Source organism: Bacillus sp. AFS077874, from assembly GCF_002566505.1.
GTDB lineage: Bacteria > Bacillota > Bacilli > Bacillales > Bacillaceae_G > Gottfriedia.
This window is the reverse complement of the sequence record NZ_NUYF01000005.1, coordinates 44282-68841: the sequence shown is the minus strand read 5'-3', so window position 1 is coordinate 68841 and position 24560 is coordinate 44282. Positions and strand designations below refer to the sequence as shown.

The following is a 24560-nucleotide window of genomic DNA, read 5'->3' as shown; positions in this document are numbered from 1 at the left end:
AAAGGAATCTAAAGTGGAATACTCTCTGACAGAACTAGGTAAAAAATTTAACACTGTACTCGATGCTATGATAGATTGGGGGACGGGTTTTATGAAGAAAAAAATAGAGGAGATAACTATACTACACAAGATGAAGAATTATAGATTCTTTAGTTAAAAAAGATGATGTAGAACGGAGCTTATAATGAAAATCGAAGAAAAAGATGACTATGTAATAATTGATGGATATGAAATAGATGGTTTTATTGATAAGAAACAACAATGCTCAAAATGCAACAATAGTTTAATTCACTATGAAGATTTTGATGCATTTTTCTGTCCAAATTGTAATGCCTGGACAGAAGAAAAATGTATGGATCCAAGTTGTTATTACTGTCCAAATCGTCCAGAAAAGCCACTACCATTTAAATAGTATTGTTTAACTAACTCATTTTGGTCGGCTATATAGTCATTTTTTTATGCTAGGATAGAAAAATAATACAAGTTAGTTTTTAAATGTTATACATTCAAGCAAATATAAATATCAGAGGAGTTCATCAGATGAAAAATACAGAAGATTTATATTTAGAGATGTTTGATAAAATCATTGAAAAAGAAAGCAAAAATGGAATTGAGGGATTAAGTCAAAACGAAAGAAATTTTTATCTGGTCGATAGTCTCTTAATGGAAGTGAATAACGGTGGATTTGATCAATATTTCTTAAATTGGACTGGTGAACATTGGCAAGAAACTGTTTCAATCTTAGATAATTTAGAAATAAGTTTCTTATCTAATTTAGTTAAAAAAGCTAATGAAATCTATCATAGTGATAAATCAGAAGATGATATTCTTGATGAACTTAATGAATTAGATAATGAGTTTTATAATAATTTGAACTATGAAGATACATATGAAAAAGTAATGAAATTGATCAATTAACGTATGTAATTATTTAGCAAACTATTCTATTTTTAACGATAAGAAGTTTTTCCACTAGTAGTACTACTTGTGAACTATTTTTATTATTGAAAGTAAATTACTTGTATACTTGAAAAATATTACTCTACTTTAAAAGTATAGTTAATATTAACGGAATTATCAGGAAACTATTGTGGATTAGTAAGACCTTGTATATATTTAAAGTACAATATGACCGAACGATTGCTCATATTAAGATGAATTTTATTTAATAAGTTATTAAGGAGGATGAATGATGGAGGAAGTAATTGAAAAAGCAATTCAAGATATCTACCCAGATGATTTCGCTTGGTGTTATGGATGTGGTCGATTAAATAAAGATGGTCATCATCTTCGCACTGGTTGGCAAGGTGATAAAACGGTTACGATCTTTACACCGGAATCAAGGTACATGGGAATTCCAGGTTTTATTTATGGTGGATTAATAGCTTCGTTAATTGATTGTCATGGGACAGGCTCTGCCTCACTTGCTTTACACCGTAAGAATGGGAACAAAATAGGAGATGGTACAGCACCTCCTAGATTTGTAACCGCTTCCCTAAATGTGGAATATCTTAAACCAACTCCCCAAGACGTACCTTTAAAAGCAGTTGGAACTGTTGAAGAAATCCATCCTAAAAAATGGAAAGTTCATACAGAATTATTTGCAAATGACACTCTTTGTGCTCGTGGAGAGGTAGTTCTTGTTGTTATGCCTAGCACATTTTTAAAATAAAAACCCTTTAAATAAAATATTGTATTCCAAAGGTAATTTTAAAGAACCAAAATGCAAAAACTCGCCAAGATTGAAGCGAGTTTTTGCATTTTTATATGCCAACTGTTATATCAAAACATTTGTCATTGCGGCTTTAAATATCTGAAGATTAATTCAAAACGGACCCGTGGTCTTAACACATTTTATCAACAGACTCTTTTATTTAGGTTCTTTAAGTATTTTGCTAATTCCGTTTTTTGTAGGCTTATCTCTGCCTATCAACCAGCGTACTAAAGGAACTGCAACTAGCACCATGATAAAAAGGCGGAATGTTTGCATCGCAAATATTAATGTTGTATCGGCTCCGCTACCAAAAGCGATGGCCATCACAGCATTAATGCCACCTGGTGTTGTCGCCAAATATCCGGAAAGTAGATTAAGATGGACTAACTTTGCGAGAACCAAACCGAAAGCTCCACAGCCGATTATGAGTATGAGAACAAAACTAGTAATTGCTGGTAACAATCGTCTAGCTCGTCCTAAGGTGTCTCTATCGAAACGCAATCCAATTTGAAGACCAACTAAAGTAAATGCCGGTTCACGTATCAATTCGGGTGGGGTAAGCCCTTGAAATGGTTTCAATGTACTCAAAACAGCCCCAAGTATCAATGGTACTATCAAAGCCCCGGTGGGAATACGGAAACGCTTCCCTAACCATGCTCCCACTATAGCAATAGATAATGTGAAGAGACACCCCGCAAGAATTGGACCTGTGGCCTCAATTTCCGTTGGCCCTGCATGTTCATAGTTACCAGTAGGTAACAGAACTAGTCGGACAAGAAGGGGTGTGATAAATACTACTAAGAAGAGACGAACAAATTGCATGAAGGCTACAAGTCGGCTGTCAGCATTAAGATCATCACTCGTAGCGATGACTCCTGCCGAACCACCTGCAATCATCCCCAAGGTAGAAGTTGCTAAATCAGTCTTGGTTACACGAGCAAAAACAAGTCCAGTTATGACACTTAGCACTAAAGTGGCTCCTGTTACAATAAGTACGATCGGCCAGGCATTTTCAAGAGAGGCAATTGAAAATGGGTTAAAGTAAGTACCTAAAAGTACACCTGTAATCGCTTGAGCTACTGTAAATACACCGGATGGAATTATTTTACTAAAACGATTAAATGGAGTGAACGCCACTATTATCCCAACAAGAAGTGCAGCAAATAAATGGGGTGAAGGAAACCCCTGATCCTCCAGCAAAGTGCCGATAAGTAATGTACCTGCTATAATACCAACCCAAATTGTCAATATTCCTATCCAGCGTCGATCTTTCATAACCTTCTTTCATTCCTTTCATCCTTTAGTTATTTTCTTAAGGAAATCAAGCTTGTACACCAGTATTTCTGCTTTTGCAAATTCATTTGAATAAATACCCGATGTTGTCTAACCGCCGTAAAAATCTTAACTAAGTAGAACTCTATCATAAACAATGTTATCCAATATTAAAATTCCCTGTTTTTTTTATTAAAAATTACTTATACTTGATGCTCTTCTCCAATAATCTTTCTATATTTATTATCAGGTTAAAGTTTATCTGGTTTTTGACGATATATTGTCGTTCACCTCTAAAAAATTCAAATTATTAAAAGTAACGGTTCTTTAATCCATGCTTATTCAGATTAGGAATATTTAATTTAGAATCAAATTTTCATTTAAGTTTAATTTTATTTTTATTTTACTTTAAGGGATCTCCTCTATAATTCTCTTTTATAGGGCAAATAAAAAAAGGGGAGTGGATTTATTCTTTGAATTCAGATTTAATTTTGTTCAATAAAAATATAGTGTGATTTTATCAAAAATGTAATATACGCGATTAATTATAAGGCAGTTAATCACCTAATCAGTTGCATATAAAAATACGACGGATGAAATTGCCTAGGTTATAAATATTGATCAACTCAAGTAGAAAATTATTAGAAAATATAACAAAAGAGGATAATATAATGAAAAATATTCGAGCACAAGTATTAGCTATTTTGACTGATTTATGTAATACAGAAGAAATAGTAGAAAATCCGGAAGTACTTTTATTTGAAGAAGGTTTGTTAGATTCATTTGGAACTGTTAGCTTACTAGTTGAGATAGAAGATAAATTAGGGATAGATGTAACAATTTCTGATTTTGATCGCGATGAGTGGTCTACACCAAATAAAATTATATCAATTTTAGAAACTATGGCTGCTTAAAATAATGAATTTTAGAAAAAGCTTCCGAACACTCAAATTTTGTGTTCGGAAGCTTTTTCTTTGGACTATACTTAATTTCATATACACATTTTGTTCATTCTCAATCAGCTAACCACAAAGTTTTGAGATTAATTCTAAACTTTTTCTTTACTGTGCAAGAAAGATTCCATTGCTTGATCCACATAAACCCAACCCTTTAAGCTTAAATGAAGCGAATCGCTGAAAAAATATTTATCATATTCATGGTTCGATAAGTCTTCAACTTCAAATCCAGAATCACGAATTTCTTTAGATACTTTTTTATAATATAAAGTACGCTCTTCTTTTTTAAAACCAATGTAATCATAAAAGTACCCATTTACTGGAATAGATATGAAGAGTGGTTTTGCGCCAGCACTTTTTAATAAATCTAATTCCAGTTGTAGGTCCTTATATTCAGGTGATTCTTTATAGGAAAGTGTAGACTTAGTGTTTTTTAATTGATTAATTTTATTAGCAAAATGCAATGTATAAATACTGTTTCTAATATAAAATGGATTATTGGTTGCTGTTTTGTTTCCTTCTTTTTCTGCAATTGCCATCAGCTCTTTATATGATTTATTTTTTGAAGTTGAGTAATTATTTATATTAAAGTTACTGATAAAATTAAATTTTGATGTAAGTACATCTTGTTTATTTATAATTGATAAATAAGGATTGACTAAATTATTAGTAATTAGTTTATTAGTCAGTTTTTCTGTTTTCATTCCAAGTGCTTGCCTCATCAGAGTCGTAAGCATTTTATCATTTTTAACTATTGAATAATCAAGTAATCGATTAATTGCTCTTTTTTTTATTTCCATAGGGATTTTATTATTATTTGCAAATTCAATTGCTTGTAACTTTGAAAAATTCGGGTCAAAACGTTGTTCATCTAATCCTCTTTTATTAAACCATTGAGGTGAAATTATAAAAATTATCTGTTTCCCTTTTAAACTTGAATAGTTAGCAGATAAACTAAGGAAATGTATTAATGATTGAGTTCCTCCTCTTCCAATTAGGAAAGGTGTATATTTTGGATCATATACCTTAAAATAATTTGAAGGATGAAACTGATCAAATCTTGAAAGTTCAGACGAACCATAGATTGGTATAATAGTAGGATCTTTCATAACTTGTCTTTGTACTGTAATACCTTGAAAGATAGCAGGACTAAGAGAGCTAGATAGATGCCTAGCTGTTCGATTTGTAACTAATGTAGATAACCATTGATTTGGAATGGTAATTATTAAAATAACAACTATAAAAGCCAAAAATATTGGACCGAAAGTAGGTTTTTTCATATATAACCCCTCATTTGATATCTATTTATTTGTTTTAGAATAAAGTTCCTGAAAAAATTAAAAAGCCAAAACAAATAAAGTGAAATGTAATAATTATTGAAAGTATATCTGTGAATTTTGTTCGAGGAATTAATTTCTTTTCTTTATTTTTCCTTTCAAATAAATCATAGCAAATAATTAAAATAGCATGGTAAATACCATAAACAATGAAATGCAACGCTAGTCCATGCCAAAGACCCATTAAAAAAAATAAGGTAAAGTAAGAAATATACGAGATTACATATCGATTTTTTATTATTTTCTTTTTTTGCAAGAAAAAAACTAGCCTCATATAAACATAATCTCTAAACCAAAATGATAATGTCATATGCCAACGATTCCAAAAATCTTTAATATTTCTACTTAAAAATGGTTTATTAAAGTTCTGTGGTGTTTGAACACCTAATAAAAAGCTAACTCCGACTGCAAAAGCACTATAACCTGCAAAATCAAAGAACAAATAAAAACTATATGCATACATGTATAATAGTTTTAATACAAATAGGTCTTCATGTAAGTAGACATTTGAAATAATATACAAATTGATAGCATGAGCAATAATATACTTATAAAGAAACCCTCGAAATATTAAATTGATACCATTAAATAAAAACCGCTTATATTCTCCAGCTTCAAAGCTATTCTTAAAATCCTTCTCAAACCTACGATATCGATCAATCGGACCAGACGTAAAAGTCGGGAAGAATAAAAAAAACTGTAGAAACTCAAATACTGTTAACGATTTGATTAATCCATCCCTTATTTCGATTAGTAATTGAATTGTTTTGAAAGTTACATAGGAAATACCCAAAAATCCAATTATTGAATTTGAAATAAAAAATGGCTGAACCTTTGTTAAAATTAAAGGTAATAACGTTAATGCAATTAAAAAATAAAAAACACGAGGATTATTATATTTCCCACGATATTTTCTATAGTTAATGACCAATACTGATTGAAAAATAGTAAAACATATAAAAAATAACAACTGTTTTAGATCATCTTTAAAAATAAGTAAAATAAGTGTCCATCCCACTAGAGTACTGTAAAATGTTATCTTTTTTCCTCTTAGCCCACAAATAATAATTGGTAAGAATAATAACATCAATATTATAAAATATAGTAAATTTCCGTATGGTGTCATTTGAATACCTCTATAAATATTAGTTTATAAAATTAAAATTCATTATAAATAAATGTAGATGAGCCAGAGGAATTACAAATGTAAAAATAGATTAGCAATATGATGATCATCAAATAATAACTAGTTTTAAAAAACCATTGAAAAATCATCGCATTTTTAAAAACTCGATTTGTTTTCTTTTCTTTCATAATTATTTCCACCTTTAACCAGGATAAATTTAAGTTTAAAATTGAAGGTTTACTTTGTTTAAAAGTACGTGAAATGTATAGCATTGCTATATAATAACACAGTAAAAAAACAAAAAAGATTATATTTTTTTAATCAATTTCACTATAATTTAATGATTGGCTATAAAATTCATTATTCATTTTTAAAAAGGCATTTTTTTGATATGTAGAAGTATTTAATAATTAAATTGTTTTAATCAAATTTATAGTGAATATTCATAATAGAATCTGCGAAATTTAATTTACAAAATATATAATGATCCCATAATAAGTTTTTAAATTGTGTAACAAAAAGAAGGGTGGATCATTAAAAGTGATGCAGCAACCAAAAATACTTGTAGTTACTTCTAGTTTCGGAAATGGTCATAAACAAGTTTCCAAAGCTTTAAAAAGTGAATTTGAAAATCATGATTTAAAAAATGTAACTATTATAGACTTATATGACGAAGCGTATCCTACTTTAAATACATTCGCGAAGCAACTCCACATAAATATGTTCAAGCATGCACAGACAGTATACAAATGGTTCTTTTACGGAACTGAAAAGCTTTATAATTTATCTATAATTGATAAGCTTTTAGAATTAAGTGGAAAAAAAATAAAAAGCATACTTCAAATTGAGAAACCAGACATCATTGTTACTACTTTTCCAGTAGAATCGGTAGCCAAATGGAAGAAAATATCAGGTCATCCATGTAAACTTTATACTGTAATAACTGACTATTATATCCATCGTTCTTGGATTAACGATGAAGTAGATCGGTACTATATTGCTACTGAAGAATTATTACCTCAACTGTCAAGATTTGGTGTACCTTTCTCAAAAGTATTAGTAAGTGGCATACCCATACGAGAAGAATTTAGAAAAATTGAAAGGAGTAAACTTATAGTAGACGAGCACCAAACTAATTTAAATTATCGAATATTAATTGTTGCTGGTGCTGTAGGGGCTTTGAAAGATGTAAAAAAAATAACCCAGCAGCTTTTAAATGATGAGAGACTAAGTGTAAAAGTTGTCTGTGGAAATAACCGAAATCTATATAAGAGTCTTATTAACCAAGTAGAAGTATACAATGGTAGACTTCAGGTGTTTGGTTATGTAAATGATATTTATAATCTATATAAAGAAGCAGATTTACTAATTACTAAACCAGGGGGGATAACACTTTCAGAAAGTATAGCATGTAGTTTACCTACAATTTTGTACCGACCAACACCTGGACAAGAAAGTGAAAATTCTCGTGTTTTTGAAAATGTAGGGGCCTCACTCACTGTAAAAACTATAAGTGATTTAGTGGATTATGTAGAACAAATACTTGAAAAGCCATATTATTTATTTAAAATGAAAATATCACTAATGAACTTATATAAAGGTTTTAGTTCTCAGTTAATCGTTAATGATATTTTTGAAGGAATATCATAATATTAATCAAAAGAAAAATAGAGAGTAATTACTCTCTATTTTTCTTTTGGATAATGAAAGGATTCCCTCATCAATCCGTACAAATTTAAAATTCCTTTTTTTACAATTAGTAAGAAAACCTTCAAGCGCATTGTTTTCGTTCATATTGCCTTTCTTTATAACGCTGATAATACCAGATTGCAGTACTAATCCAAAATCCTCCAGTAAAGTAACCAGCAATTACATCGCTTGGAAAGTGAACACCTAAATAAATTCTGCTTATGCCAATTAAAAGAATCATTATTAAACTTGTTATTATCAAAAGAGAACGCCCAGATTTTGTACGAATATTTCTCCACAATATAAATGTTAAGATTCCATAAACTGTCATAGCGTTAGTTGCATGCCCACTTGGAAAACTATATCCACTTATTTCAATTAAACGGTGTAAATCAGGTCTCGCCCTATGAAAAAAGAGTTTTAATAAAACACATAGAATATTTGAGCCAATAAGAGCAGCAATAAATAATATTAACTCAGAACGGTGATTTAAAACTTTATAAAGAAAATATAGAATACTAATAGAAAGTAGAATAATAAATACGCTTGAACCTAAGAAAGTTATTATTTTCATAAAAGATGTTATGACCGGTGATTCAATTCCTTGTATAAAGTTAATAACTGTACTATCAAAATGATATATACTATGATTGCTTACTAGTAATGCCATGAGTCCGAAACCAAAAAGTGACAAAAGACTTATTAAAAAAGCAATGGACAAAGAATACTTTAAATTCATTTAAAAATACCTCAAATTTACAAAGTTGTTATTGAATTTTACTAGCTAACTATTAAATCATATTCTTTTAGAGTTAAGATACTATCATTTCCATTCCGTTTCACTTATATGTCATAATTTTACTTTTTCATTGATTTTAAATATATAAATGTCTACATGGCCCGTTTGTTTGGAAATGTCTTATATTGTTGTATGAGACGAAGTATTTCAAGTAGTAATAAATTTAAAAATAACCATGCTGCTCCATATGTGTATCCTGCTATAATGTCACTTGGAATTTGAATTGAGAAATATATATTTGCTACTCCAATTAATAATAAAAGAAATAAAACGATAATTGGAGTGATCAATTTGATTCGAGTATAGATATTGTTTTTTAAATGGCGTATCAATACAAAAACAAAAAAACCATAGACGACAATTGACATAAAAGATTGTTCATTTGGAAACTCAAAATGTAATAAAGAGCCGGCATTAGGTTTTAAATAATGAAATAAGGACATTCTATACATGATTTGTACTACTCAAAAAATATAAATCTATAAATCTCTATATAAATTTAATTTCATTTGTGTAAATAAAAAGTATATGGTAAATTAAGGTCAAAAACTTATTAAAGTCGTTTAATAAGTTTTTTAAGGCGGTGAATTTAGTGAATGAATTTTTAGTAACTCCAAGCTCGATGAGGAAAATGGTTCTTCGTGGTATTCGTACAACACTTTTAAAACTAGGAAGTGCAACTAAAGTTGAATTAAGTCAAAGGCTAGAAATTAGTTTTCCAACAATTAGTAAGTTTCTAACAGAAATGGAAAAAGAAGGAGAAGTTCTTTTAGTTGGATTAGATAACTCTAGTGGTGGAAGAAGAGCAAAAAGATATTCTTACAATCCTGAACATATGTTAGGGCTGGTAATTTTTTTAGAAAAAACAGAAACGAATTATAAAATTTTTAATTGTGTCGGTGAAATAAAAAAACAAGGCAAAGTGTCCAGTGCATTAATAGATAATAGTTTACATTTTTTAACGACTACCATTGAAAATATAATAAATAAATTTCCAAAAATCAGTTCAATGTCGATTGGGGTTCCTGCAGCGGTTGATAATGGAAAAATGTTTTATATACCAGGATATGAACAGTTTCAAAACATTAATTTAAAAGAATATTATGAAGAACATTTTTCGATCCCTGTCATAGTTGAGAACGATATGAATGCAGCTGTTTTAGGTTTTCATAATAATAGAGTAGTAAAAGAGAAACAATCTCTTGTTTATTTGTATTCAGGACAAAACGGTCCAGGAGCAGGAATTATGGTAAACGGTGATGTTGTTAGGGGTAGTACTTTTTTCTCAGGTGAGGTTTCATTTGTACCTCAGTATGATGATAGAAATTTAGGGCAGGCGTTAGTAAATGGAAAAGGACTTAAAAACCTAATCATAAGTGAGGATTATGAAATTGATGCAATCAGTAGGCTAGTGGCCTCATTCGTAGCAATTATTAACCCTCATATTATCATTTTTTGTAAGGATGAAGTTGAAAACGTAATATTAGATAAAATTAGAATGACTAGCTCAAAATATATTCCGGCTGAACATCTTCCAGTACTTACGACGAGTGATTGGAAACAAGATTATTTAGTTGGATTACAAAGTCTTTGTCTTAAACTTATGATCGATTGATAATAAAATGTTAGTCATATAAGGTGGTGATCCCCATTTAATACTAAAATTAAGAAAAAAATAAAATAGGGGAGTGATAAATAAATGAAGATTGAACATGTTGCTATTTGGGTTAAGGATTTGGAAGGGATGAGGGAGTTTTACGAAACTTTTTTTAATTGTAAGTCTAACAATAAATATCATAATCGTGAAAAGAAATTTGAATCTTATTTTCTTACTTTTGAATCTGGCGCACGGTTAGAGATTATGCGTAAAGAGGGTATTGTTAAGACGAATACCGATGATCAAATTGGTTGGGCTCATATTGCAATCTCCTTAGGAAGTAAAGACGCTGTCAATCAGATGAGTGCCAAATTTGAAAATAGCGGTTACCCTCTTATTAATGGTCCTCGTATGACTGGTGATGGGTACTATGAGAGTGTTATAAAAGATCCTGAAGGAAATCTTATCGAGTTGACTGTTTAACTTATACTTATTAAAGGTGTTAAATAAGTTTGTTTTTTTCACACTTATTAAATGCGTTTAAAAAGTTTTGTAACACTATAACTAGGAGGTTTAGTATGGATATTTCTTTAAATAGTCGCCAAATTCAATTATGGAGAATCGCCATTTATTTCATTTTTGCACTGACCGGATTTGCATTCGCATCATGGGTATCTCGTACGCCTGCAATTAGGGATGCTCTGGGTTCAACAACAGCAGAGATGGGTGTAATCATATTTGGGCTTTCCGTAGGATCGATAATCGGACTGATAAGTGCCAGTATGCTTATTGCTCAAAGGGGCGGACGATTTGTCATGGTTTTTGGGCTTTCTGTAGTTTCTATTGGACTTTTAATAGTTGGAATCAGTGGTTCATGGCTATCAAATAATATTATGGTATTTTTAGGGCTTGTCATTTTTGGTTTCGGCCAAGGAATATGCGATGTAGCGATGAATGTTGAAGGACATGCTGCGTTCAGTTTGGGTACGCTTCTTGGAGCATTAGTTGGTTCGACAATAACTAAGTCAGGAATCTCTGTACCTATTCACTTGTTACTAACAGCCTTAGTTATCGTTCTGACTGTTTTGTCTTTATACCGTTTCATACCTGCTAACACAGGTAAAGAAGTTGCTGGTGACGCTGTTAAGGTAAACAGAACGAAGGAATATATGTCTGTATGGAAAGAGCGACGTACAGTAATGATTGGTATCATTGTACTTGGAATGGCTTTCGTTGAAGGCTCTGCTAATGACTGGCTACCCCTTATTATGGTTGATGGCTACAATGTTACGCCAGCTATGGGCTCCATTGCATATGGCATTTTTGTCGGTTCAATGACTTTTGGCCGTGCAATAGGTGATAAAATATTAGACCGTTTCGGTCGAGTTATCGTTTTGCGTGCATCAGCAATTTTGGCTGTTGTAGGCCTGATTATTGTTATAATGACCCACAGTTTCGAGGTAGCAACGATCGGTATTGTATTTTGGGGACTTGGAGCAGCATTTGGTTTTCCAGTTGGACTGTCCGCAGCAGGAGACGATCCTCATAGAGTAGCTGCAAGAGTAAGTGCAGTATCGACGGCTGGTTACCTAGCATTCCTAGTAGGACCACCATTTTTAGGAATTATCGGTGAACATATAGGGTTACTTCGTGCTTTAATTTTCGTACTTATTGCTGTAACGATCTCCGGTCTGCTTTCAAAAGCTGCGAAACCGATTGTGAAACAAAATAATTTGGAGATGGATATGGAAGTACCTAATTGACCGTTTAATGAAAATTGGTTTACACATTGATCGTGTAAACCAATTTTGTTACTGAATTAAAGGAAAAATCCACACTAAACAAAAATGTGAAATCCAGTACTAATAGTATACTCTTCAATTTTTAAAAATAATGCCCCGTCTCAAGATCCGAAATCAAACTTGAATGTGTTGGTCGCCATCCTAATAGTTCTTGAGTCTTTTCGCTTGACCTTGGGAAACAGTCGTCACGTTCAAAGAGAGGAAAATAACTATCGTAATTATTCAAAATTTCAGGGCATAGGATGTTCTTTAATAGAAATCCGAATAATCTTATTAGTTTACTAACGATTTTCTTTTAGTAAAAATTTGTATATCCATTTTTTATAGGCTATAATACTTTAAACCATTTCTTTACCCGAGCTCCACGTTTAAATTTCCCCCTATTCTTAAATGAATAGGGGGTTTTTATTTTTATTAGATATAAATTAAAAAAGTCAGATTCTACTAGTAGAATCCGACTTTTAATTTTTTTAATTATGCTTTTTTAACGTTAGTTGCTTGTGGTCCGCGTTGTCCTTGTTCTACATCAAATGTAACTGCTTGACCTTCATCTAATGATTTAAATCCGTCAGTTTGAATTGCTGAGAAGTGAACGAATACATCATCACCATTTTCACGCTCGATGAATCCAAAACCTTTTTCTGCATTAAACCATTTTACTTTACCTTGTTCCATTTTTGTTTCCTCCTAGTGCGCTTTCACACAATGTAATAATTCAATCTTAACATTAAATGCAAAAATAATCAAATTCACCTAAATATTGATGAAAATTACATATTTTTTATGATTAATTTTTACTTAATTCTTAGTCATTAATTTTAAGAATAAAAACACTAACTAAAAAATTCATTTGCTTATTGACATGACTAATTTATTATTGGTAAAATATTTATTTTGACAAAAAAATAATAAATGTTATGCTTATATAGGTTCATAATTAAATGGGGGTGTAGATAATGTTTGAAGTTGGTGATAGCATCTTTTATCCAATGCAAGGAGCAGGTGTGATCGAATCCATTCAAGAAAAAGAAGTTCAAGGTGAAATACAGCAGTATTTTATTATAAGATTACTAATTAAAAAGATGGAAGTAATGATTCCAATTTCAAAAATGAGTAATTCAAGAATTCGAATGGTCGTTGATTCAAATACACTCGACAATATATTAATAAATTTTCATAATGGAGAATCTGATCGTTCTCTATCATACAAACAAAGATTTAAACTAAATACTGAGAAAATGAAAACAGGTAATATTGAAGAAGGCGCAGAAGTAGTACGTGATTTAATGCGTATAGATAAAGAAAAATCTCTTAATTCAAGTGAAAAACAGATGTTAGGTAACGCAAGTAAAATTTTTATAAGCGAACTTGAATTAGTTAAAGGGATATCAGAAAGTCAAGCCAAAGAACTATTATTCGGGTAAAAAATCTTTATTTCAACTTACAAAGGAAGATTACAGAATTTCAAATTTTCAAATCGTGTATGAAACGATACCCCTTATATAAGACATTAGCTCCGTTCAATCTATGCTAGTGTTCCTACTTTTAAATTCCATTTTGAATATAGTGTTGCTAATAAAAATTAAACCATTATTTATTGAATAAATGAAATCGAGTATCCATTTCATTTTCAACTTGTTCATAACAAAAAAGCATCCAATTTATTTGGATGCATACTTAAGTATTCCGCTTAAAAAGAGTGAATCTTCTAACTGTGTGCACTCTTTTAGTTTGATTAATCCATCTAGTTCTAGTTCCTTAGCTAGTTTTTCAATCATATTTGTATCATTTTCCAATGAATTTTTAATGTCGAATATAAAGAAATTTCCTCTTGTTGCAAGTCGAAGGTTCTTTAATAGATTTTCCTTACTCATTTTCACATCTCCCTTCTAAATTATATAATTCGACACAGAAGAGGTGTTGTCCTGTAAATTAAATTACAAATTATTTGTAGGATGATTTTTTTATCTTCAGAGTATAACGTTAATAATTCTCATACACTTTCAATATACAAATACACATAGTATTGTGAATAAAATTAACTTAATGTAGGTATAAAATGAATGTTGTGTATTCATTTTTTATAGGCTATAATACTTTAAACCATTTCTTTACCCGAGCTCCACGTTTAACCCCCCCTAATCAATGAATAGGGGGGTTATTTTTATTATAAAAAAAGTCAGATTCTATAAATAGAATCCGACTTTTTTAATTATGCTTTTTTAACGTTAGTAGCTTGTGGTCCGCGTTGTCCTTGTTCTACATCAAATGTAACTGATTGACCTTCGTCTAATGATTTGAATCCTTCAGATTGAATTGCTGAGAAGTGAACGAATACATCATCACCATTTTCACGCTCGATGAATCCAAAACCTTTTTCTGCATTAAACCATTTTACTTTACCATGTTCCATTTTTTATTTCCTCCTTATGTGCTTGAACACATTTAATGTTTATATAATAGCAATTTAATGTAAGATAATCAAATTCTCTTACTAAAAAAATAGGACTTTTCACTTATTTAATTGGCAATTAAAGGATTTTCTTTAATTTTTAATTAGAAATCATTGGATATTAGGAGTTATTTACGATGATTAGTTAAGGATTAAGATAGGCACCCGCCCTTCATTTTCTTCATAAGATACTGACTTTTAAGTATACTTACTTAATTGAGTGACTAAAATTATATAGAGTATGTAATCAATAAATGAAATAAAAAAGCAAATGGACAGTTCACCACTGATCCGTTTGCTTTTTTTAATTTCGTTCAATTTTTTCAACAATTACATCATGTATTTTGTTTAGGGAGTACTGCAAGCATCGGATAATATTCCGTAGACATGATCCCAGCTATCACGGCTGGATCTTCTTTGATAAGTTTTGGGACTTGGGCCTCATTTTCAACTTCAATTATTGCAATGCCATGAGGTGAAGAAGGATTTCGAACCGGTCCAAACACTAGAACAATTCCCTGGTTTTGTTTTTCTGTCCAATAAGCAATATGTTTTCCCATAATATTCCGTTCTTCATCTGTCATGTCCTGTTGAAAGGTTGTTCTTGGGGGAATAGATTTTAGCAAAAAGTGCATCTTTACTGAATCATTAATTGGTGTGTTATCTGCCATCCTTAATGTACCTCCATTCATTCTGACGATCTTTACCTACAATTATTTCACAAATCACTTTTGAATACACTTCACAATTTAAGATCAACCAAATCACTAAATAATTTAAGAAATGCTGTAGAAAATATCCTATTGTCTATTTATTAATAATTTTCAATTGTACAAATGAACAATAAAGTTTTATTATTAGTTTACAATGTAAACAGTTTATAAAGTAAACTAATGTAAGGGGTGATATGATGCCAGATTTTCAACAAGCAATCGATTTAACAAATTCGTTTGTTTCAATTGCGCGTCAACTAAAAAGAATAAACTTACAAACTGCAACTAAACTTGGGATAACCTTCCAACAGTTAATTATCCTCAATTCAATTCGAAATAATGAAGGTTTATCACAAAAGGAACTAACTGAACGAATTAGGACTGCTAAAAGCAGAGTGAGTCTTAGTATTGATGAGTTAGAGAAGAAAAATTATGTAAAAAGAGAAACGTCAGCTATTGATCGCCGCGAAACTCAATTATTTTTAACGCCCGATGGTGAAGAATTATGTCAACGCTACCGAGAAGAATCAGAAGCATATAAGAGTTTAGCAAATTCACTGGAACAATTTTCACAGGATGAGCTTAATATACTTATAGACATGCAAAAAAAAATTTTAACTGATTTATCAAATGAACAAACTAATTGTTCGAAATAAGGAGGACGTTTAATTATGTCAGGATGGGGTGGTGGACCTCCGATGGGTCCCCATGGTTTTGGGCGAATGAAATATGATAAAAACGCACAAAAACCAAATATAACAAAGGCAATACTACTTAGAATTGCAAAATATTTTATTCCGTATTGGAAGCAAACAACACTTGTCGTGCTTATTTTATTAGTTACTTCAGTACTAGGCATTTTACCGCCTATTATCATTCAACATATTGTTGATACAGCCTTACCAAATAAAGATTTAAGTCTCCTAATCTATCTTGTACTTGCCTCACTTAGTACTACGATTATTTCAGAGTTATTGGGTGTTTGGCAAAATTATTTAAATGCATATGTTGCTCAAAAAATTATTTACGATATGCGAAACCAAATGTATCTCCATTTACAACAAATGCCATACCAATTTTATTCGAACGTTAAGCAAGGTGAAGTGATCACCCGAATGACGGCTGATATTTCTGGTGTTAAAGCTGTTTTTGATAGTACGATTGTGAGTTTCGCTAATAATCTATTCATTCTTATTTCTACGGCTACCACATTGTTAATAGTGAACTGGAGGCTTGGAATACTAGGATTAATCATTGTACCATTATTTATTCTACCGACTCGTAAAATGGGGAGTGTTCGTTGGAGTATTGCAAAACAGACACAGGAAAAAACAAGTGAGCAAAATCATATTATACAAGAAACATTAAATATTAGTGGTTATTTATTAATGAAGCTTTTTACAAAAGAACAAAAGGAATTTAAAAATTTTGATGAGATTAATGTACAGGCTACTAATCTTAAAATAAAGGAATCTATGGCAGGCCGCTGGTTTATGATGATTTTATCAACCTTTACTAGCATCGGCCCAATGCTCATCTATTTATATGGTGGATATTTATTTATTCACGGTCAGATTACAATTGGGGCTATTATTAGCTTTGTTGCTTTACTTGGTCGTTTATACGGGCCAGTTGGACAATTAACAAATCTTTATGTAAATATTACAAGTTCGATCGCTTTATTCGAACGTATTTTTGAATATTTTGATATGAAATTAACGATTAAAGATCGTGATGATGCGACTGTAATGAGTGTTACTCATTTAGATATTGAATTTAACGATGTATCATTTTCTTATCAGAAAGATAAAACCGCTTTGCAAAATATTTCCTTTATTGCTCCATCCGGTACAATGACTGCATTAGTTGGACCTAGTGGAGCTGGTAAAACAACCATTACCAATTTAATTCCTCGTTTGTATGATTTTACATCAGGTTCAATCAAAATAGGCGGTCGAGATATTAGAGAATTCACGTTAGAATCATTACGGTCACATATTGGACTTGTTACACAGGATAGCTATTTATTTAATGGAACGATAAAAGAAAATTTATTATATGCAAGCCCTGAAGCATCAGACGAAGAAATTACCAATGCTTGTAAGGCAGCATATATTCATGATTTCATAATGGACTTACCAAATGGTTATGAGACAATTGTCGGAAATCGAGGGATCAAACTTTCAGGAGGAGAAAAACAAAGAATATCAATCGCTCGTGTATTATTGAAAAACCCTGAAATCATTATTCTTGATGAAGCAACTTCTTCATTAGATACTTTATCTGAGTTTTATATTCAAAGTGCAATACAAGGATTATTAAAAAATAAAACGTCCATTGTTATTGCTCACCGACTTTCAACCATTATGGCCGCGGATCACATCATTGTGTTAAAGGATGGTCAAATTGTTGAGGAAGGCAAACATGAAGAATTGTTAATGCAAAATGGATTATATAAAGAATTGTACAATAAACAGTTTGGTAAAAAACCAATCGCATCTATTGAATAGAAAAAAAGCACAGATTAATTTCTGTGCTTTTTTCATTCTATATGTGTTGAATAGATTTTTAGTTGTTTGATTTTCTTACATACTCTTCCTACTTTAATTATACCATAAAAAAAATGGCTAAAATAGACTTTATCTTCTTATTTTCAACTGATAAAATCAATAGACATTAAAGGTTAGGAGAGATGTGGAATGAATTCTTTAGTTCTCGATTTCCAAGAGATTAATAAAAACCAACTTTTTCTCGTTGGCGGAAAAGGATTAAATTTAGGTGAATTATCAAAAATTCAAGATATAAAAGTACCAAAAGGATTTTGTATTACAACAGAGGCATTTCAAAAAGCTATCGAGCAAAATCAATCCTATCATGCTTTATTGGATCAACTAACACTGCTAAATGTAAAGGATCGAGATCAAATTAGTAAGATTTGCAGTAAGATTAGAGACCTTATTTTAGAAGTAGCAATCCCTTCAGAGGTTGTTAATGCAGTTTCTACCTATCTCTCCAAATTCGGCGAGGAACTTGCATACGCTGTCCGTTCTAGTGCAACTGCTGAAGATTTGCCACATGCCTCTTTTGCTGGCCAACAAGACACGTATTTAAATATTATTGGTAAAGAAAATATCTTACAACATATTAGTAGATGTTGGGCTTCTTTATTTACGGATCGTGCGGTAATCTACCGTATGCAAAATGAATTTGACCACAATCAAGTTTATCTATCCGTTGTTATTCAAAAAATGGTTTTCCCTCAGGCTTCAGGGATTTTATTTACTGCTGATCCCATTACTTCTAATCGAAAGGTAGTATCAATTGATGCAAGTTTTGGACTTGGAGAAGCTTTAGTTTCTGGTTTAGTATCGGCCGATTGTTATAAGGTACAAGATAATAAAATCATCGATAAGAGAATCGCAACGAAAAAATTGGCTATTTATGGTCGAAGAGAAGGCGGAACAGAGTCACAGCAGATTGATTCACAAAAACAAATCACTCAAACACTTACTGATCAACAAATTTTACAACTAGCACAAATTGGTAGACAAATTGAAGCTTATTTCCGATGTCCACAAGATATCGAATGGTGTTTAGTAGAAGATACATTTTATATTGTCCAAAGTCGTCCAATCACAACTCTCTTTCCGATTCCAGAAGTAGATGATCAAGAAAAACACGTTTATCTATCTGTTGGCCATCAACAAATGATGACCGATCCAATCAAACCATTGGGATTGTCGTTTTGGATGTTAACCTCTAGGGCACCTATGCGTAAAGCAGGAGGTAGATTATTTGTTGATATCTCACAACATCTTGCTTCACCTGACAGAAGAAATATGTTTATAGAGGCAATAGGAAAATCAGATCCGCTCTTAAAAGACGCTCTATTAAAGGTTGTAGCAGGAGAAGATTATCTAGAATCATCAACTGAGAATAAAGCACCAACCCCCACTAAAAATGTTCAAGAACATTCGTCGTCGAGTTTTAAAGCACTAATCGAAAACGATCCAACAATTGTAACTGAATTGATTAAGAAAAACGAAACATCAATCGAAGAATTAAAACAAAACATTCAAAAGAAATCAGGATCAGATTTAATGGATTTTATTATAGAAGATCTTCAGAAATTACGAGAGTTATTATTTGACCCGCGAAGTTCCGCAGTGTTTATGTCCGCTATGAATGCGACAGAATGGATTAATGAAAAAATATACGAATGGTTAGATGAAAAGAATGTAGGAGATACGCTTTCGCAATCTGTACCGAATAATATTACTTCAGAAATGGGTCTAGCACTAATGGATGTCGCCGATGTAATTCGTCCTTATCCAGAAGTAATCGATTATTTGCAACATGTAAAAGATGATAACTTTTTGGATGAAGTAATTAAATTTGAGGGTGGACAAGAAACTAAATATGCAATTGATGATTATCTGAGAAAATACGGAATGAGATGTACTGGTGAAATTGATCTGACTAGGACACGTTGGAGCGAAAAACCATCTACACTTGTCCCCATGATTCTTAGTAACATTAAAAACTTTGAGCCGCATGAAAGTAGACGGAAATTTGAGCAAGGCCTAGAAAAAGCAATGCAAAAAGAAAAAGAGCTTGTAGAACGATTGTTGCTATTACCGGATGGTAAACAAAAAGCGGAGGAGATAAAGGAAGTTATTAGTCTAATCAGGAATTTCATTGGATATCGTGAATATCCAAAGTATGGAATGATTAGTCGCTATTTTGTGTATAAGCTAGCTTTATTGAAAGAAGCTGAACAACTAGTTAAAAATAATGTCATTTCTGAAGTGGAAGATCTATTTTATCTCACATTTGAAGAACTTCATGAAGTCGTTCGCACAAATAAACTAGATTATCAAATCATTAATAAACGAAAAAACGAGTACAAATTATATACTAAACTAACACCTCCACGAGTTTTAACATCTGATGGTGAAATCATTGTAGGTGAATACAAACATGAAAATCTTCCAACAGAAGCGATTTTAGGTTTAGCTGTTTCTTCAGGTGTGATCGAAGGAAGAGCACGTGTTATTTTAAATATGGAAGATGCAAACCTAGAAGAGGGTGACATATTAGTTACTTCATTCACTGACCCAAGCTGGACACCTTTATTTGTTGCAATAAAAGGACTGGTCACTGAAGTTGGTGGACTGATGACACACGGAGCGGTTATCGCAAGAGAATATGGGTTACCTGCAGTTGTCGGTGTAGAGAATGCTACCAAACTGATAAAAGACGGGCAAAGAATTCGTGTTCATGGAACAGAAGGCTATATTGAAATATTATAAATGTAGAATGAATAAGTCGTTTTTCCAATTGTGGAAAGCGGCTTATTTTTATTGAAATAAATAACAATTTAGGCAATTACTGCAAAAATATATTGTATAATAGTCTAAATATAAAGTAACGAGAGGAGATGATCATCATGCTTTCATTTATTTTAGTTGTATTAATGCTATTTTTAATCCCAGGACCAGCTGTACTTTTAACATTATCCCAAACTATGAAAGGTGGGAAATGGAATGGTATCTTAACAGGCGTTGGGATTGCTGTCGGTGATCTAATTCATACATGTGCATCCGTATTTGGACTTTCTGCAATTTTAATGACTTCTGCATTTGCTTTTGAAATCGTTAAATATTTAGGTGCAGCTTATTTATTTTATTTAGGAATCACTGCTATTATTAAAAAATCAAAAAACAGTAAAAAAACAACTGAACAAAAAGAAGTAAATAGTAAACTTTCCTTTCGTCAAGCAGTGCTGATCGAAGTATTAAACCCTAAAACTGCACTATTTTTCTTAGCCCTTTTACCACAATTTGTTCAACATAATGGACATCCGGTATTCATTCAACTGTTAACTCTTGGTTTGACATTTGTATTACTTAGTATTTTGTACACAACTTTACTAGTGCTTTTATCAAGTGTAATCGGTAAAAAGATCTTTAGTAAAAAAACAAAAGGTCCAAAATGGATGGGGAAAGCGATTGGCTTAGTTTATATAGGGTTGGGTTTAAGAGTTGCTCTTCAAACACAATCGTAACAGATTAATAATATTCAATATAAAAAGGAGGCCGACTGGCATCCTTTTTTATTGTTCTTATTTTACAGAGGATCCAACTTTGGTTTTCTTGATTAAATCACTCAAAATACAAATGGTAATGGTTTTTACACCCTGGATTAAAATCAGATTCACATTTAGGACATTTGTAGTTACAATCTTGATATTCTTGAATTGTTAATTCCTCATGACAGTTACCACAAAGAATTGCTTTTGTTTGCCATTCATCTTTACCCCAGACTTTTGGCTCATGATTAGCGCTTTCCTCATGGCAATAATAACAGCCATAGTATGTATTACAGCACTTGAATTTGATAGCAATGATATCTCTTGCTGTATGGTAATGTTTACAACGTGTATATAGATCGATTGAACCGATTACTTTCATATGTTTACCTCTCTTTATACTTCTTACTACTTCATGATTTTTTAATTTTGGTTTACGATTTCGAATAAGACAGCTAATCCGATTCCACCACCACTTCCAATTGCAGCGACTACATAATTTGAATCTAAATTTTTTCTTCTTTGTACTTCATAAAAGAGTCTTGTGACTATGATGCTTCCGGAAGCCCCATATGGATGGCCAATCGTTAATGCTCCACCACAACTATTTAACTTGGAAGTAGGGATGGAAAGTTCTTTAGAACAGGCTAGTACTTTTGAAGAAAAAGCCTCATTTATTTCAAAAAGTTCTATATCAGCCACTGTTAATTTGTTTCTACTTAACAAATCTTGAATAGCAGGAATCGGTGCTGTACCTGGATAATTAGGATGAACACCAGAAACTTGACTATCCACAAATCGTAAAACTGGTTTTAAACCGTTTTTTATCGCTTCATTTTCTTCCATAATTAGAACAGCGGAGGCCCCATCATGAATGCCACAACTATTTGCAGCTGTGACTGTACCGTTCTTTTTAAAGACAGGTCTTGCTCTTTTTAAAAGTTCTTCCATCTTTCTTTTTTTTAAAAATACTTCATCATGGTCGAAATCACCAACTGGAATTATCTCTTGATTAAAGTGTCCGTTATGATGAGATTCCCAGCTTCGTGTATAACTTAATAATGCATATTGATCTTGAGCTTCTTTTGAGATGCCATATTTTTCAGCTACATTTTCCGCTGCAATCCCCATATCAGGATCACCAATTTTGTCAGGTGAAAATCTTGCTCTAGCAGGAAATGGGGAGGTACTAGTACTTTCAACACCTCCAGCAAGATAGCAAGTTCCAGCACCACCTTGGACTAAGTAACAAGCCATTCGAATCGCTTCTAATCCTGCACTACATTGACGATCAATTGTGATTCCTGGGACTGTAAGAGAAAGATCCGCTTCCAATGCAGAAACACGAGCGACATTTCCCCCTGGGCCAACAACATTTCCTAAAATGATGTCATCAATCTTTTCATCTAACCCATCAGCCAAATACTTGAGCAATGGGGCAGCAAGTTCATGTGGTTGAAAATCTCGTAAAATTCCACCTTTTTTTCCAATAGGTGTTCGCTTTGCTTTGACAATAACAGCTCTTTTAATTGTTAGTCACCTGCATTTCGATTTGTTTAATTAATTCAGCGCGTGCGATTTTTCCGCTAGTCGTATACGGCATTTCATTTTGAAAAAACCATTTACGAGGTATTTTATAAGCTGATAAGTGTGTTTTACAAAATCTTTTTAACACAAAAGAATTAGATTTGCCTTTGATCACTGCAGCAACAATCTGACCCCAATACGGGTTTGAAAGACCAACGACTGCAACTTCCTCAACATCCGGATGAAGAGATATAACTTTTTCGATTTCTTCAGGAAATATATTAATACCTCCGTATAAAATCATATTTTTTTCACGTCCGTTTATTGTTAAAAAACCGTCTTCATCAATAAAGCCCATATCATGAACTGTAGCCCAGCCATCATCATCTTGAATTGAATAAATGGTTCTTTCGTTTTCTTCAAAGTATCCATTTATTAAATATTTACTTTTCACATATATTTTTCCAGTTTCATTCGGTTTAGCTAATTCTTGGTCTGGTCGACGAATTTGTAACTGCACACCATAACAAGGCTTTCCGACCGTTTTTGCCTTATCGACACCATCTTGATCCGACAAAACAGTAATGAAGCTTAATTCACTAGCCCCAAAAAATTCGTAGATCGTCATACCAGGGAACAAATGACGAAATTCAATTTTGGATTTTTCGGTCCACTTTGCACCAGACGAAAGTATTTTCATCGCTCGATCGACTTGAATACCTTCTTTTATTAATGCTTCGATCATTGTCGGAACAACATAAATTGTCGTAATAGGAAAAGAATTAATTCGTGATATTACATTTAAAGGAGAAAACTTTTCTAAAAGGATAACTGTTCCACCTAAATATAAGGTACTAATTGCACCATATAAAAAATGAGAATGGATTAAAGCTCCAGGTATAAGAGTTTGATCCGTTTCATCTAATCCAAAGTCAAAGCGATTGCAATCAAAGCTAGCAACCCATGAATCTTGAGAACGGATAAATGCTTTCGGGCTCCCGGTTGTACCTGAGGTAAATCCGACATAGAAAGGTAAGTTCTCATTTATTTCTATCGTATATAAGGAATCAAATTGACCTATTTCTTGAAAGATATCATCTATAATCTTCACATTTGGAAGGATCGAATGAATCTTATTGTACATATCTTTTGTTGTAACAATAACAGAAGGATTCGAAAGCTTTACCCTTTTTTCCAAATCCGCTAGATTCCATTTCATATCATACGGAACGGCAATCCAACCCGCTTTAGACGCTCCTGTAAACATCTGCAAGAAGGAGATGCCATTCGGTAAAAGAATACCAATTGTTTTCGAATTTGATTGATAAGAGTGTAGCCAATTAGCCGTTTGATTAATTAATTGATTCCATTCTTTATAACTGATTTGTTGATTACTAGTATGTATCGCGATTTTGTCAGGCGACAATATAGCGTTTTTCTGATAGGTTTCTGTAATATTGGCCATTTTAAATCACCTCTATAAAA

Annotated in this window: 27 protein-coding genes; 14 read left to right on the top strand and 13 right to left on the bottom strand. The window is 32.0% G+C overall.

The window, feature by feature from the left end; genetic code table 11:
- The first annotated feature begins 13 nt into the window (after positions 1 to 13).
- From COJ46_RS02090 to COJ46_RS02075, 4 genes are all read left to right on the top strand, one after another.
- A complete protein-coding gene (locus COJ46_RS02090; RefSeq protein WP_097977366.1) occupies positions 14 to 157 on the top strand; it encodes a winged helix-turn-helix transcriptional regulator in 144 nt (47 codons plus the stop codon).
- Between the two features lie 27 nt (positions 158 to 184).
- Positions 185 to 412, top strand: coding sequence for a hypothetical protein (locus tag COJ46_RS02085; RefSeq protein ID WP_097977364.1), 228 nt, complete (start codon positions 185 to 187; stop codon positions 410 to 412).
- A 128-nt stretch (positions 413 to 540) separates the two neighbouring features.
- Complete coding sequence (locus tag COJ46_RS02080) at positions 541 to 918, top strand: DMP19 family protein (RefSeq protein ID WP_176527917.1); 378 nt, start codon at positions 541 to 543, stop codon at positions 916 to 918.
- A gap of 274 nt (positions 919 to 1192) precedes the next feature.
- Complete coding sequence (locus tag COJ46_RS02075) at positions 1193 to 1672, top strand: PaaI family thioesterase (protein WP_098565637.1); 480 nt, start codon at positions 1193 to 1195, stop codon at positions 1670 to 1672.
- 198 nt (positions 1673 to 1870) lie between these two features.
- Here COJ46_RS02075 and COJ46_RS02070 read toward each other — a convergent pair whose 3' ends face one another.
- The gene (locus tag COJ46_RS02070; protein WP_098565636.1) at positions 1871 to 2989 is read right to left on the bottom strand and encodes an AbrB family transcriptional regulator; all 1119 of its coding nucleotides are present in this window, start codon (positions 2987 to 2989) and stop codon (positions 1871 to 1873) included.
- Between the two features lie 668 nt (positions 2990 to 3657).
- Between COJ46_RS02070 and dltC the strand changes: the two genes are divergently transcribed.
- Positions 3658 to 3900, top strand: coding sequence for a D-alanine--poly(phosphoribitol) ligase subunit 2 (dltC, locus tag COJ46_RS02065; protein ID WP_097977358.1), 243 nt, complete (start codon positions 3658 to 3660; stop codon positions 3898 to 3900).
- Positions 3901 to 4034: 134 nt separating this feature from the next.
- Here the strand turns inward: dltC and dltD are convergent, their stop codons facing one another.
- The 3 genes from dltD to dltX are packed head-to-tail and all read right to left on the bottom strand — an operon-like array spanning position 4035 to position 6554.
- Positions 4035 to 5222 (bottom strand): D-alanyl-lipoteichoic acid biosynthesis protein DltD, encoded by a 1188-nt coding sequence (gene dltD / locus COJ46_RS02060; protein WP_097977357.1) that lies wholly within the window; start codon positions 5220 to 5222, stop codon positions 4035 to 4037.
- Between the two features lie 34 nt (positions 5223 to 5256).
- Positions 5257 to 6405 (bottom strand): D-alanyl-lipoteichoic acid biosynthesis protein DltB, encoded by a 1149-nt coding sequence (gene dltB, locus COJ46_RS02055; RefSeq protein WP_097977356.1) that lies wholly within the window; start codon positions 6403 to 6405, stop codon positions 5257 to 5259.
- A gap of 32 nt (positions 6406 to 6437) precedes the next feature.
- Positions 6438 to 6554 (bottom strand): teichoic acid D-Ala incorporation-associated protein DltX, encoded by a 117-nt coding sequence (gene dltX, locus COJ46_RS24120; protein WP_141437815.1) that lies wholly within the window; start codon positions 6552 to 6554, stop codon positions 6438 to 6440.
- Between the two features lie 394 nt (positions 6555 to 6948).
- Between dltX and COJ46_RS02045 the strand changes: the two genes are divergently transcribed.
- Positions 6949 to 8055 (top strand): MGDG synthase family glycosyltransferase, encoded by a 1107-nt coding sequence (locus tag COJ46_RS02045; RefSeq protein ID WP_286133615.1) that lies wholly within the window; start codon positions 6949 to 6951, stop codon positions 8053 to 8055.
- Positions 8056 to 8176: 121 nt separating this feature from the next.
- Here the strand turns inward: COJ46_RS02045 and COJ46_RS02040 are convergent, their stop codons facing one another.
- Both COJ46_RS02040 and COJ46_RS02035 read right to left on the bottom strand, forming a co-directional pair.
- Positions 8177 to 8833, bottom strand: coding sequence for a phosphatase PAP2 family protein (locus COJ46_RS02040; RefSeq protein ID WP_097977351.1), 657 nt, complete (start codon positions 8831 to 8833; stop codon positions 8177 to 8179).
- A 152-nt stretch (positions 8834 to 8985) separates the two neighbouring features.
- Positions 8986 to 9345, bottom strand: coding sequence for a phosphatase PAP2 family protein (locus COJ46_RS02035; RefSeq protein ID WP_097977349.1), 360 nt, complete (start codon positions 9343 to 9345; stop codon positions 8986 to 8988).
- 140 nt (positions 9346 to 9485) lie between these two features.
- Between COJ46_RS02035 and COJ46_RS02030 the strand changes: the two genes are divergently transcribed.
- The 3 genes from COJ46_RS02030 to COJ46_RS02020 all read left to right on the top strand — a co-directional run bounded on the left by COJ46_RS02030 (position 9486) and on the right by COJ46_RS02020 (position 12253).
- Positions 9486 to 10508: an ROK family transcriptional regulator gene (locus COJ46_RS02030; protein WP_176522589.1), complete on the top strand. Its 1023-nt coding sequence runs from the start codon at positions 9486 to 9488 to the stop codon at positions 10506 to 10508.
- Between the two features lie 84 nt (positions 10509 to 10592).
- Positions 10593 to 10973, top strand: a complete 381-nt coding sequence (locus COJ46_RS02025; protein ID WP_097977347.1) for a VOC family protein — start codon at positions 10593 to 10595, stop codon at positions 10971 to 10973.
- Between the two features lie 95 nt (positions 10974 to 11068).
- Positions 11069 to 12253, top strand: a complete 1185-nt coding sequence (locus COJ46_RS02020) for an MFS transporter (RefSeq protein ID WP_098565635.1) — start codon at positions 11069 to 11071, stop codon at positions 12251 to 12253.
- Between the two features lie 513 nt (positions 12254 to 12766).
- Here the strand turns inward: COJ46_RS02020 and COJ46_RS02015 are convergent.
- The gene (locus tag COJ46_RS02015; RefSeq protein WP_025568369.1) at positions 12767 to 12967 is read right to left on the bottom strand and encodes a cold-shock protein; all 201 of its coding nucleotides are present in this window, start codon (positions 12965 to 12967) and stop codon (positions 12767 to 12769) included.
- A gap of 281 nt (positions 12968 to 13248) precedes the next feature.
- Here COJ46_RS02015 and COJ46_RS02010 point away from each other — a divergent pair, with 281 nt between their 5' ends.
- Positions 13249 to 13716 carry a CarD family transcriptional regulator gene (locus COJ46_RS02010; protein WP_097977343.1) on the top strand — a complete coding sequence of 156 codons (468 nt, stop codon included), beginning with the start codon at positions 13249 to 13251 and terminating at the stop codon, positions 13714 to 13716.
- Positions 13717 to 13953: 237 nt separating this feature from the next.
- On the opposite strand, the gene COJ46_RS02005 is transcribed toward COJ46_RS02010, so the two are convergent.
- The 3 genes from COJ46_RS02005 to COJ46_RS01995 all read right to left on the bottom strand — a co-directional run bounded on the left by COJ46_RS02005 (position 13954) and on the right by COJ46_RS01995 (position 15415).
- Positions 13954 to 14166 carry a hypothetical protein gene (locus COJ46_RS02005; RefSeq protein WP_097977342.1) on the bottom strand — a complete coding sequence of 71 codons (213 nt, stop codon included), beginning with the start codon at positions 14164 to 14166 and terminating at the stop codon, positions 13954 to 13956.
- Between the two features lie 338 nt (positions 14167 to 14504).
- Positions 14505 to 14705: a cold-shock protein gene (locus COJ46_RS02000; protein WP_097977340.1), complete on the bottom strand. Its 201-nt coding sequence runs from the start codon at positions 14703 to 14705 to the stop codon at positions 14505 to 14507.
- 374 nt (positions 14706 to 15079) lie between these two features.
- Positions 15080 to 15415 (bottom strand): YciI family protein, encoded by a 336-nt coding sequence (locus COJ46_RS01995; protein ID WP_097977338.1) that lies wholly within the window; start codon positions 15413 to 15415, stop codon positions 15080 to 15082.
- Between the two features lie 239 nt (positions 15416 to 15654).
- On the opposite strand from COJ46_RS01995, the gene COJ46_RS01990 reads away from it, so the two are divergent.
- The 4 genes from COJ46_RS01990 to COJ46_RS01975 all read left to right on the top strand — a co-directional run bounded on the left by COJ46_RS01990 (position 15655) and on the right by COJ46_RS01975 (position 21524).
- Positions 15655 to 16113: a MarR family winged helix-turn-helix transcriptional regulator gene (locus tag COJ46_RS01990; RefSeq protein WP_176522588.1), complete on the top strand. Its 459-nt coding sequence runs from the start codon at positions 15655 to 15657 to the stop codon at positions 16111 to 16113.
- A 15-nt stretch (positions 16114 to 16128) separates the two neighbouring features.
- The gene (locus tag COJ46_RS01985; protein ID WP_286133600.1) at positions 16129 to 17967 is read left to right on the top strand and encodes an ABC transporter ATP-binding protein; all 1839 of its coding nucleotides are present in this window, start codon (positions 16129 to 16131) and stop codon (positions 17965 to 17967) included.
- 189 nt (positions 17968 to 18156) lie between these two features.
- Positions 18157 to 20769 (top strand): phosphoenolpyruvate synthase, encoded by a 2613-nt coding sequence (ppsA, locus tag COJ46_RS01980; RefSeq protein WP_098565634.1) that lies wholly within the window; start codon positions 18157 to 18159, stop codon positions 20767 to 20769.
- A gap of 137 nt (positions 20770 to 20906) precedes the next feature.
- Positions 20907 to 21524 carry a LysE family translocator gene (locus COJ46_RS01975; RefSeq protein WP_097977333.1) on the top strand — a complete coding sequence of 206 codons (618 nt, stop codon included), beginning with the start codon at positions 20907 to 20909 and terminating at the stop codon, positions 21522 to 21524.
- A gap of 97 nt (positions 21525 to 21621) precedes the next feature.
- Here the strand turns inward: COJ46_RS01975 and COJ46_RS01970 are convergent, their stop codons facing one another.
- The 3 genes from COJ46_RS01970 to COJ46_RS01960 are packed head-to-tail and all read right to left on the bottom strand — an operon-like array spanning position 21622 to position 24540.
- Complete coding sequence (locus tag COJ46_RS01970) at positions 21622 to 21930, bottom strand: CHY zinc finger protein (protein ID WP_097977331.1); 309 nt, start codon at positions 21928 to 21930, stop codon at positions 21622 to 21624.
- 41 nt (positions 21931 to 21971) lie between these two features.
- The gene (locus COJ46_RS01965) at positions 21972 to 23078 is read right to left on the bottom strand and encodes an acetyl-CoA C-acyltransferase (protein WP_097977329.1); all 1107 of its coding nucleotides are present in this window, start codon (positions 23076 to 23078) and stop codon (positions 21972 to 21974) included.
- Positions 23074 to 24540 carry an AMP-binding protein gene (locus COJ46_RS01960; protein ID WP_097977327.1) on the bottom strand — a complete coding sequence of 489 codons (1467 nt, stop codon included), beginning with the start codon at positions 24538 to 24540 and terminating at the stop codon, positions 23074 to 23076. The genes COJ46_RS01965 and COJ46_RS01960 overlap by 5 nt, the downstream gene beginning before the upstream one ends.
- Positions 24541 to 24560: the final 20 nt, after the last annotated feature.

What these genes read in the sequence shown, in the direction of transcription:
- dltC (WP_097977358.1), top strand. Translation starts at nt 3,658, where the DNA reads ATGAAAAATATTCGAGCACAAGTATTAGCTATTTTGACTGATTTATGT.
- COJ46_RS02000 (WP_097977340.1), bottom strand. Translation starts at nt 14,705, where the DNA reads ATGGAACATGGTAAAGTAAAATGGTTTAATGCAGAAAAAGGTTTTGGA.
- ppsA (WP_098565634.1), top strand. Translation starts at nt 18,157, where the DNA reads ATGAATTCTTTAGTTCTCGATTTCCAAGAGATTAATAAAAACCAACTT.
- COJ46_RS01990 (WP_176522588.1), top strand. Translation starts at nt 15,655, where the DNA reads ATGCCAGATTTTCAACAAGCAATCGATTTAACAAATTCGTTTGTTTCA.
- COJ46_RS01970 (WP_097977331.1), bottom strand. Translation starts at nt 21,930, where the DNA reads ATGAAAGTAATCGGTTCAATCGATCTATATACACGTTGTAAACATTAC.
- COJ46_RS01975 (WP_097977333.1), top strand. Translation starts at nt 20,907, where the DNA reads ATGCTTTCATTTATTTTAGTTGTATTAATGCTATTTTTAATCCCAGGA.
- COJ46_RS02035 (WP_097977349.1), bottom strand. Translation starts at nt 9,345, where the DNA reads ATGTATAGAATGTCCTTATTTCATTATTTAAAACCTAATGCCGGCTCT.
- COJ46_RS02025 (WP_097977347.1), top strand. Translation starts at nt 10,593, where the DNA reads ATGAAGATTGAACATGTTGCTATTTGGGTTAAGGATTTGGAAGGGATG.
- COJ46_RS01995 (WP_097977338.1), bottom strand. Translation starts at nt 15,415, where the DNA reads ATGGCAGATAACACACCAATTAATGATTCAGTAAAGATGCACTTTTTG.
- COJ46_RS02015 (WP_025568369.1), bottom strand. Translation starts at nt 12,967, where the DNA reads ATGGAACAAGGTAAAGTAAAATGGTTTAATGCAGAAAAAGGTTTTGGA.
- dltX (WP_141437815.1), bottom strand. Translation starts at nt 6,554, where the DNA reads ATGATTTTTCAATGGTTTTTTAAAACTAGTTATTATTTGATGATCATC.
- COJ46_RS02045 (WP_286133615.1), top strand. Translation starts at nt 6,949, where the DNA reads ATGCAGCAACCAAAAATACTTGTAGTTACTTCTAGTTTCGGAAATGGT.
- COJ46_RS01985 (WP_286133600.1), top strand. Translation starts at nt 16,129, where the DNA reads ATGTCAGGATGGGGTGGTGGACCTCCGATGGGTCCCCATGGTTTTGGG.
- COJ46_RS02005 (WP_097977342.1), bottom strand. Translation starts at nt 14,166, where the DNA reads ATGAGTAAGGAAAATCTATTAAAGAACCTTCGACTTGCAACAAGAGGA.
- COJ46_RS02070 (WP_098565636.1), bottom strand. Translation starts at nt 2,989, where the DNA reads ATGAAAGATCGACGCTGGATAGGAATATTGACAATTTGGGTTGGTATT.
- COJ46_RS02010 (WP_097977343.1), top strand. Translation starts at nt 13,249, where the DNA reads ATGTTTGAAGTTGGTGATAGCATCTTTTATCCAATGCAAGGAGCAGGT.
- COJ46_RS02085 (WP_097977364.1), top strand. Translation starts at nt 185, where the DNA reads ATGAAAATCGAAGAAAAAGATGACTATGTAATAATTGATGGATATGAA.
- COJ46_RS02040 (WP_097977351.1), bottom strand. Translation starts at nt 8,833, where the DNA reads ATGAATTTAAAGTATTCTTTGTCCATTGCTTTTTTAATAAGTCTTTTG.
- COJ46_RS02075 (WP_098565637.1), top strand. Translation starts at nt 1,193, where the DNA reads ATGGAGGAAGTAATTGAAAAAGCAATTCAAGATATCTACCCAGATGAT.
- dltB (WP_097977356.1), bottom strand. Translation starts at nt 6,405, where the DNA reads ATGACACCATACGGAAATTTACTATATTTTATAATATTGATGTTATTA.
- COJ46_RS02080 (WP_176527917.1), top strand. Translation starts at nt 541, where the DNA reads ATGAAAAATACAGAAGATTTATATTTAGAGATGTTTGATAAAATCATT.
- COJ46_RS02020 (WP_098565635.1), top strand. Translation starts at nt 11,069, where the DNA reads ATGGATATTTCTTTAAATAGTCGCCAAATTCAATTATGGAGAATCGCC.
- COJ46_RS01960 (WP_097977327.1), bottom strand. Translation starts at nt 24,540, where the DNA reads ATGGCCAATATTACAGAAACCTATCAGAAAAACGCTATATTGTCGCCT.
- dltD (WP_097977357.1), bottom strand. Translation starts at nt 5,222, where the DNA reads ATGAAAAAACCTACTTTCGGTCCAATATTTTTGGCTTTTATAGTTGTT.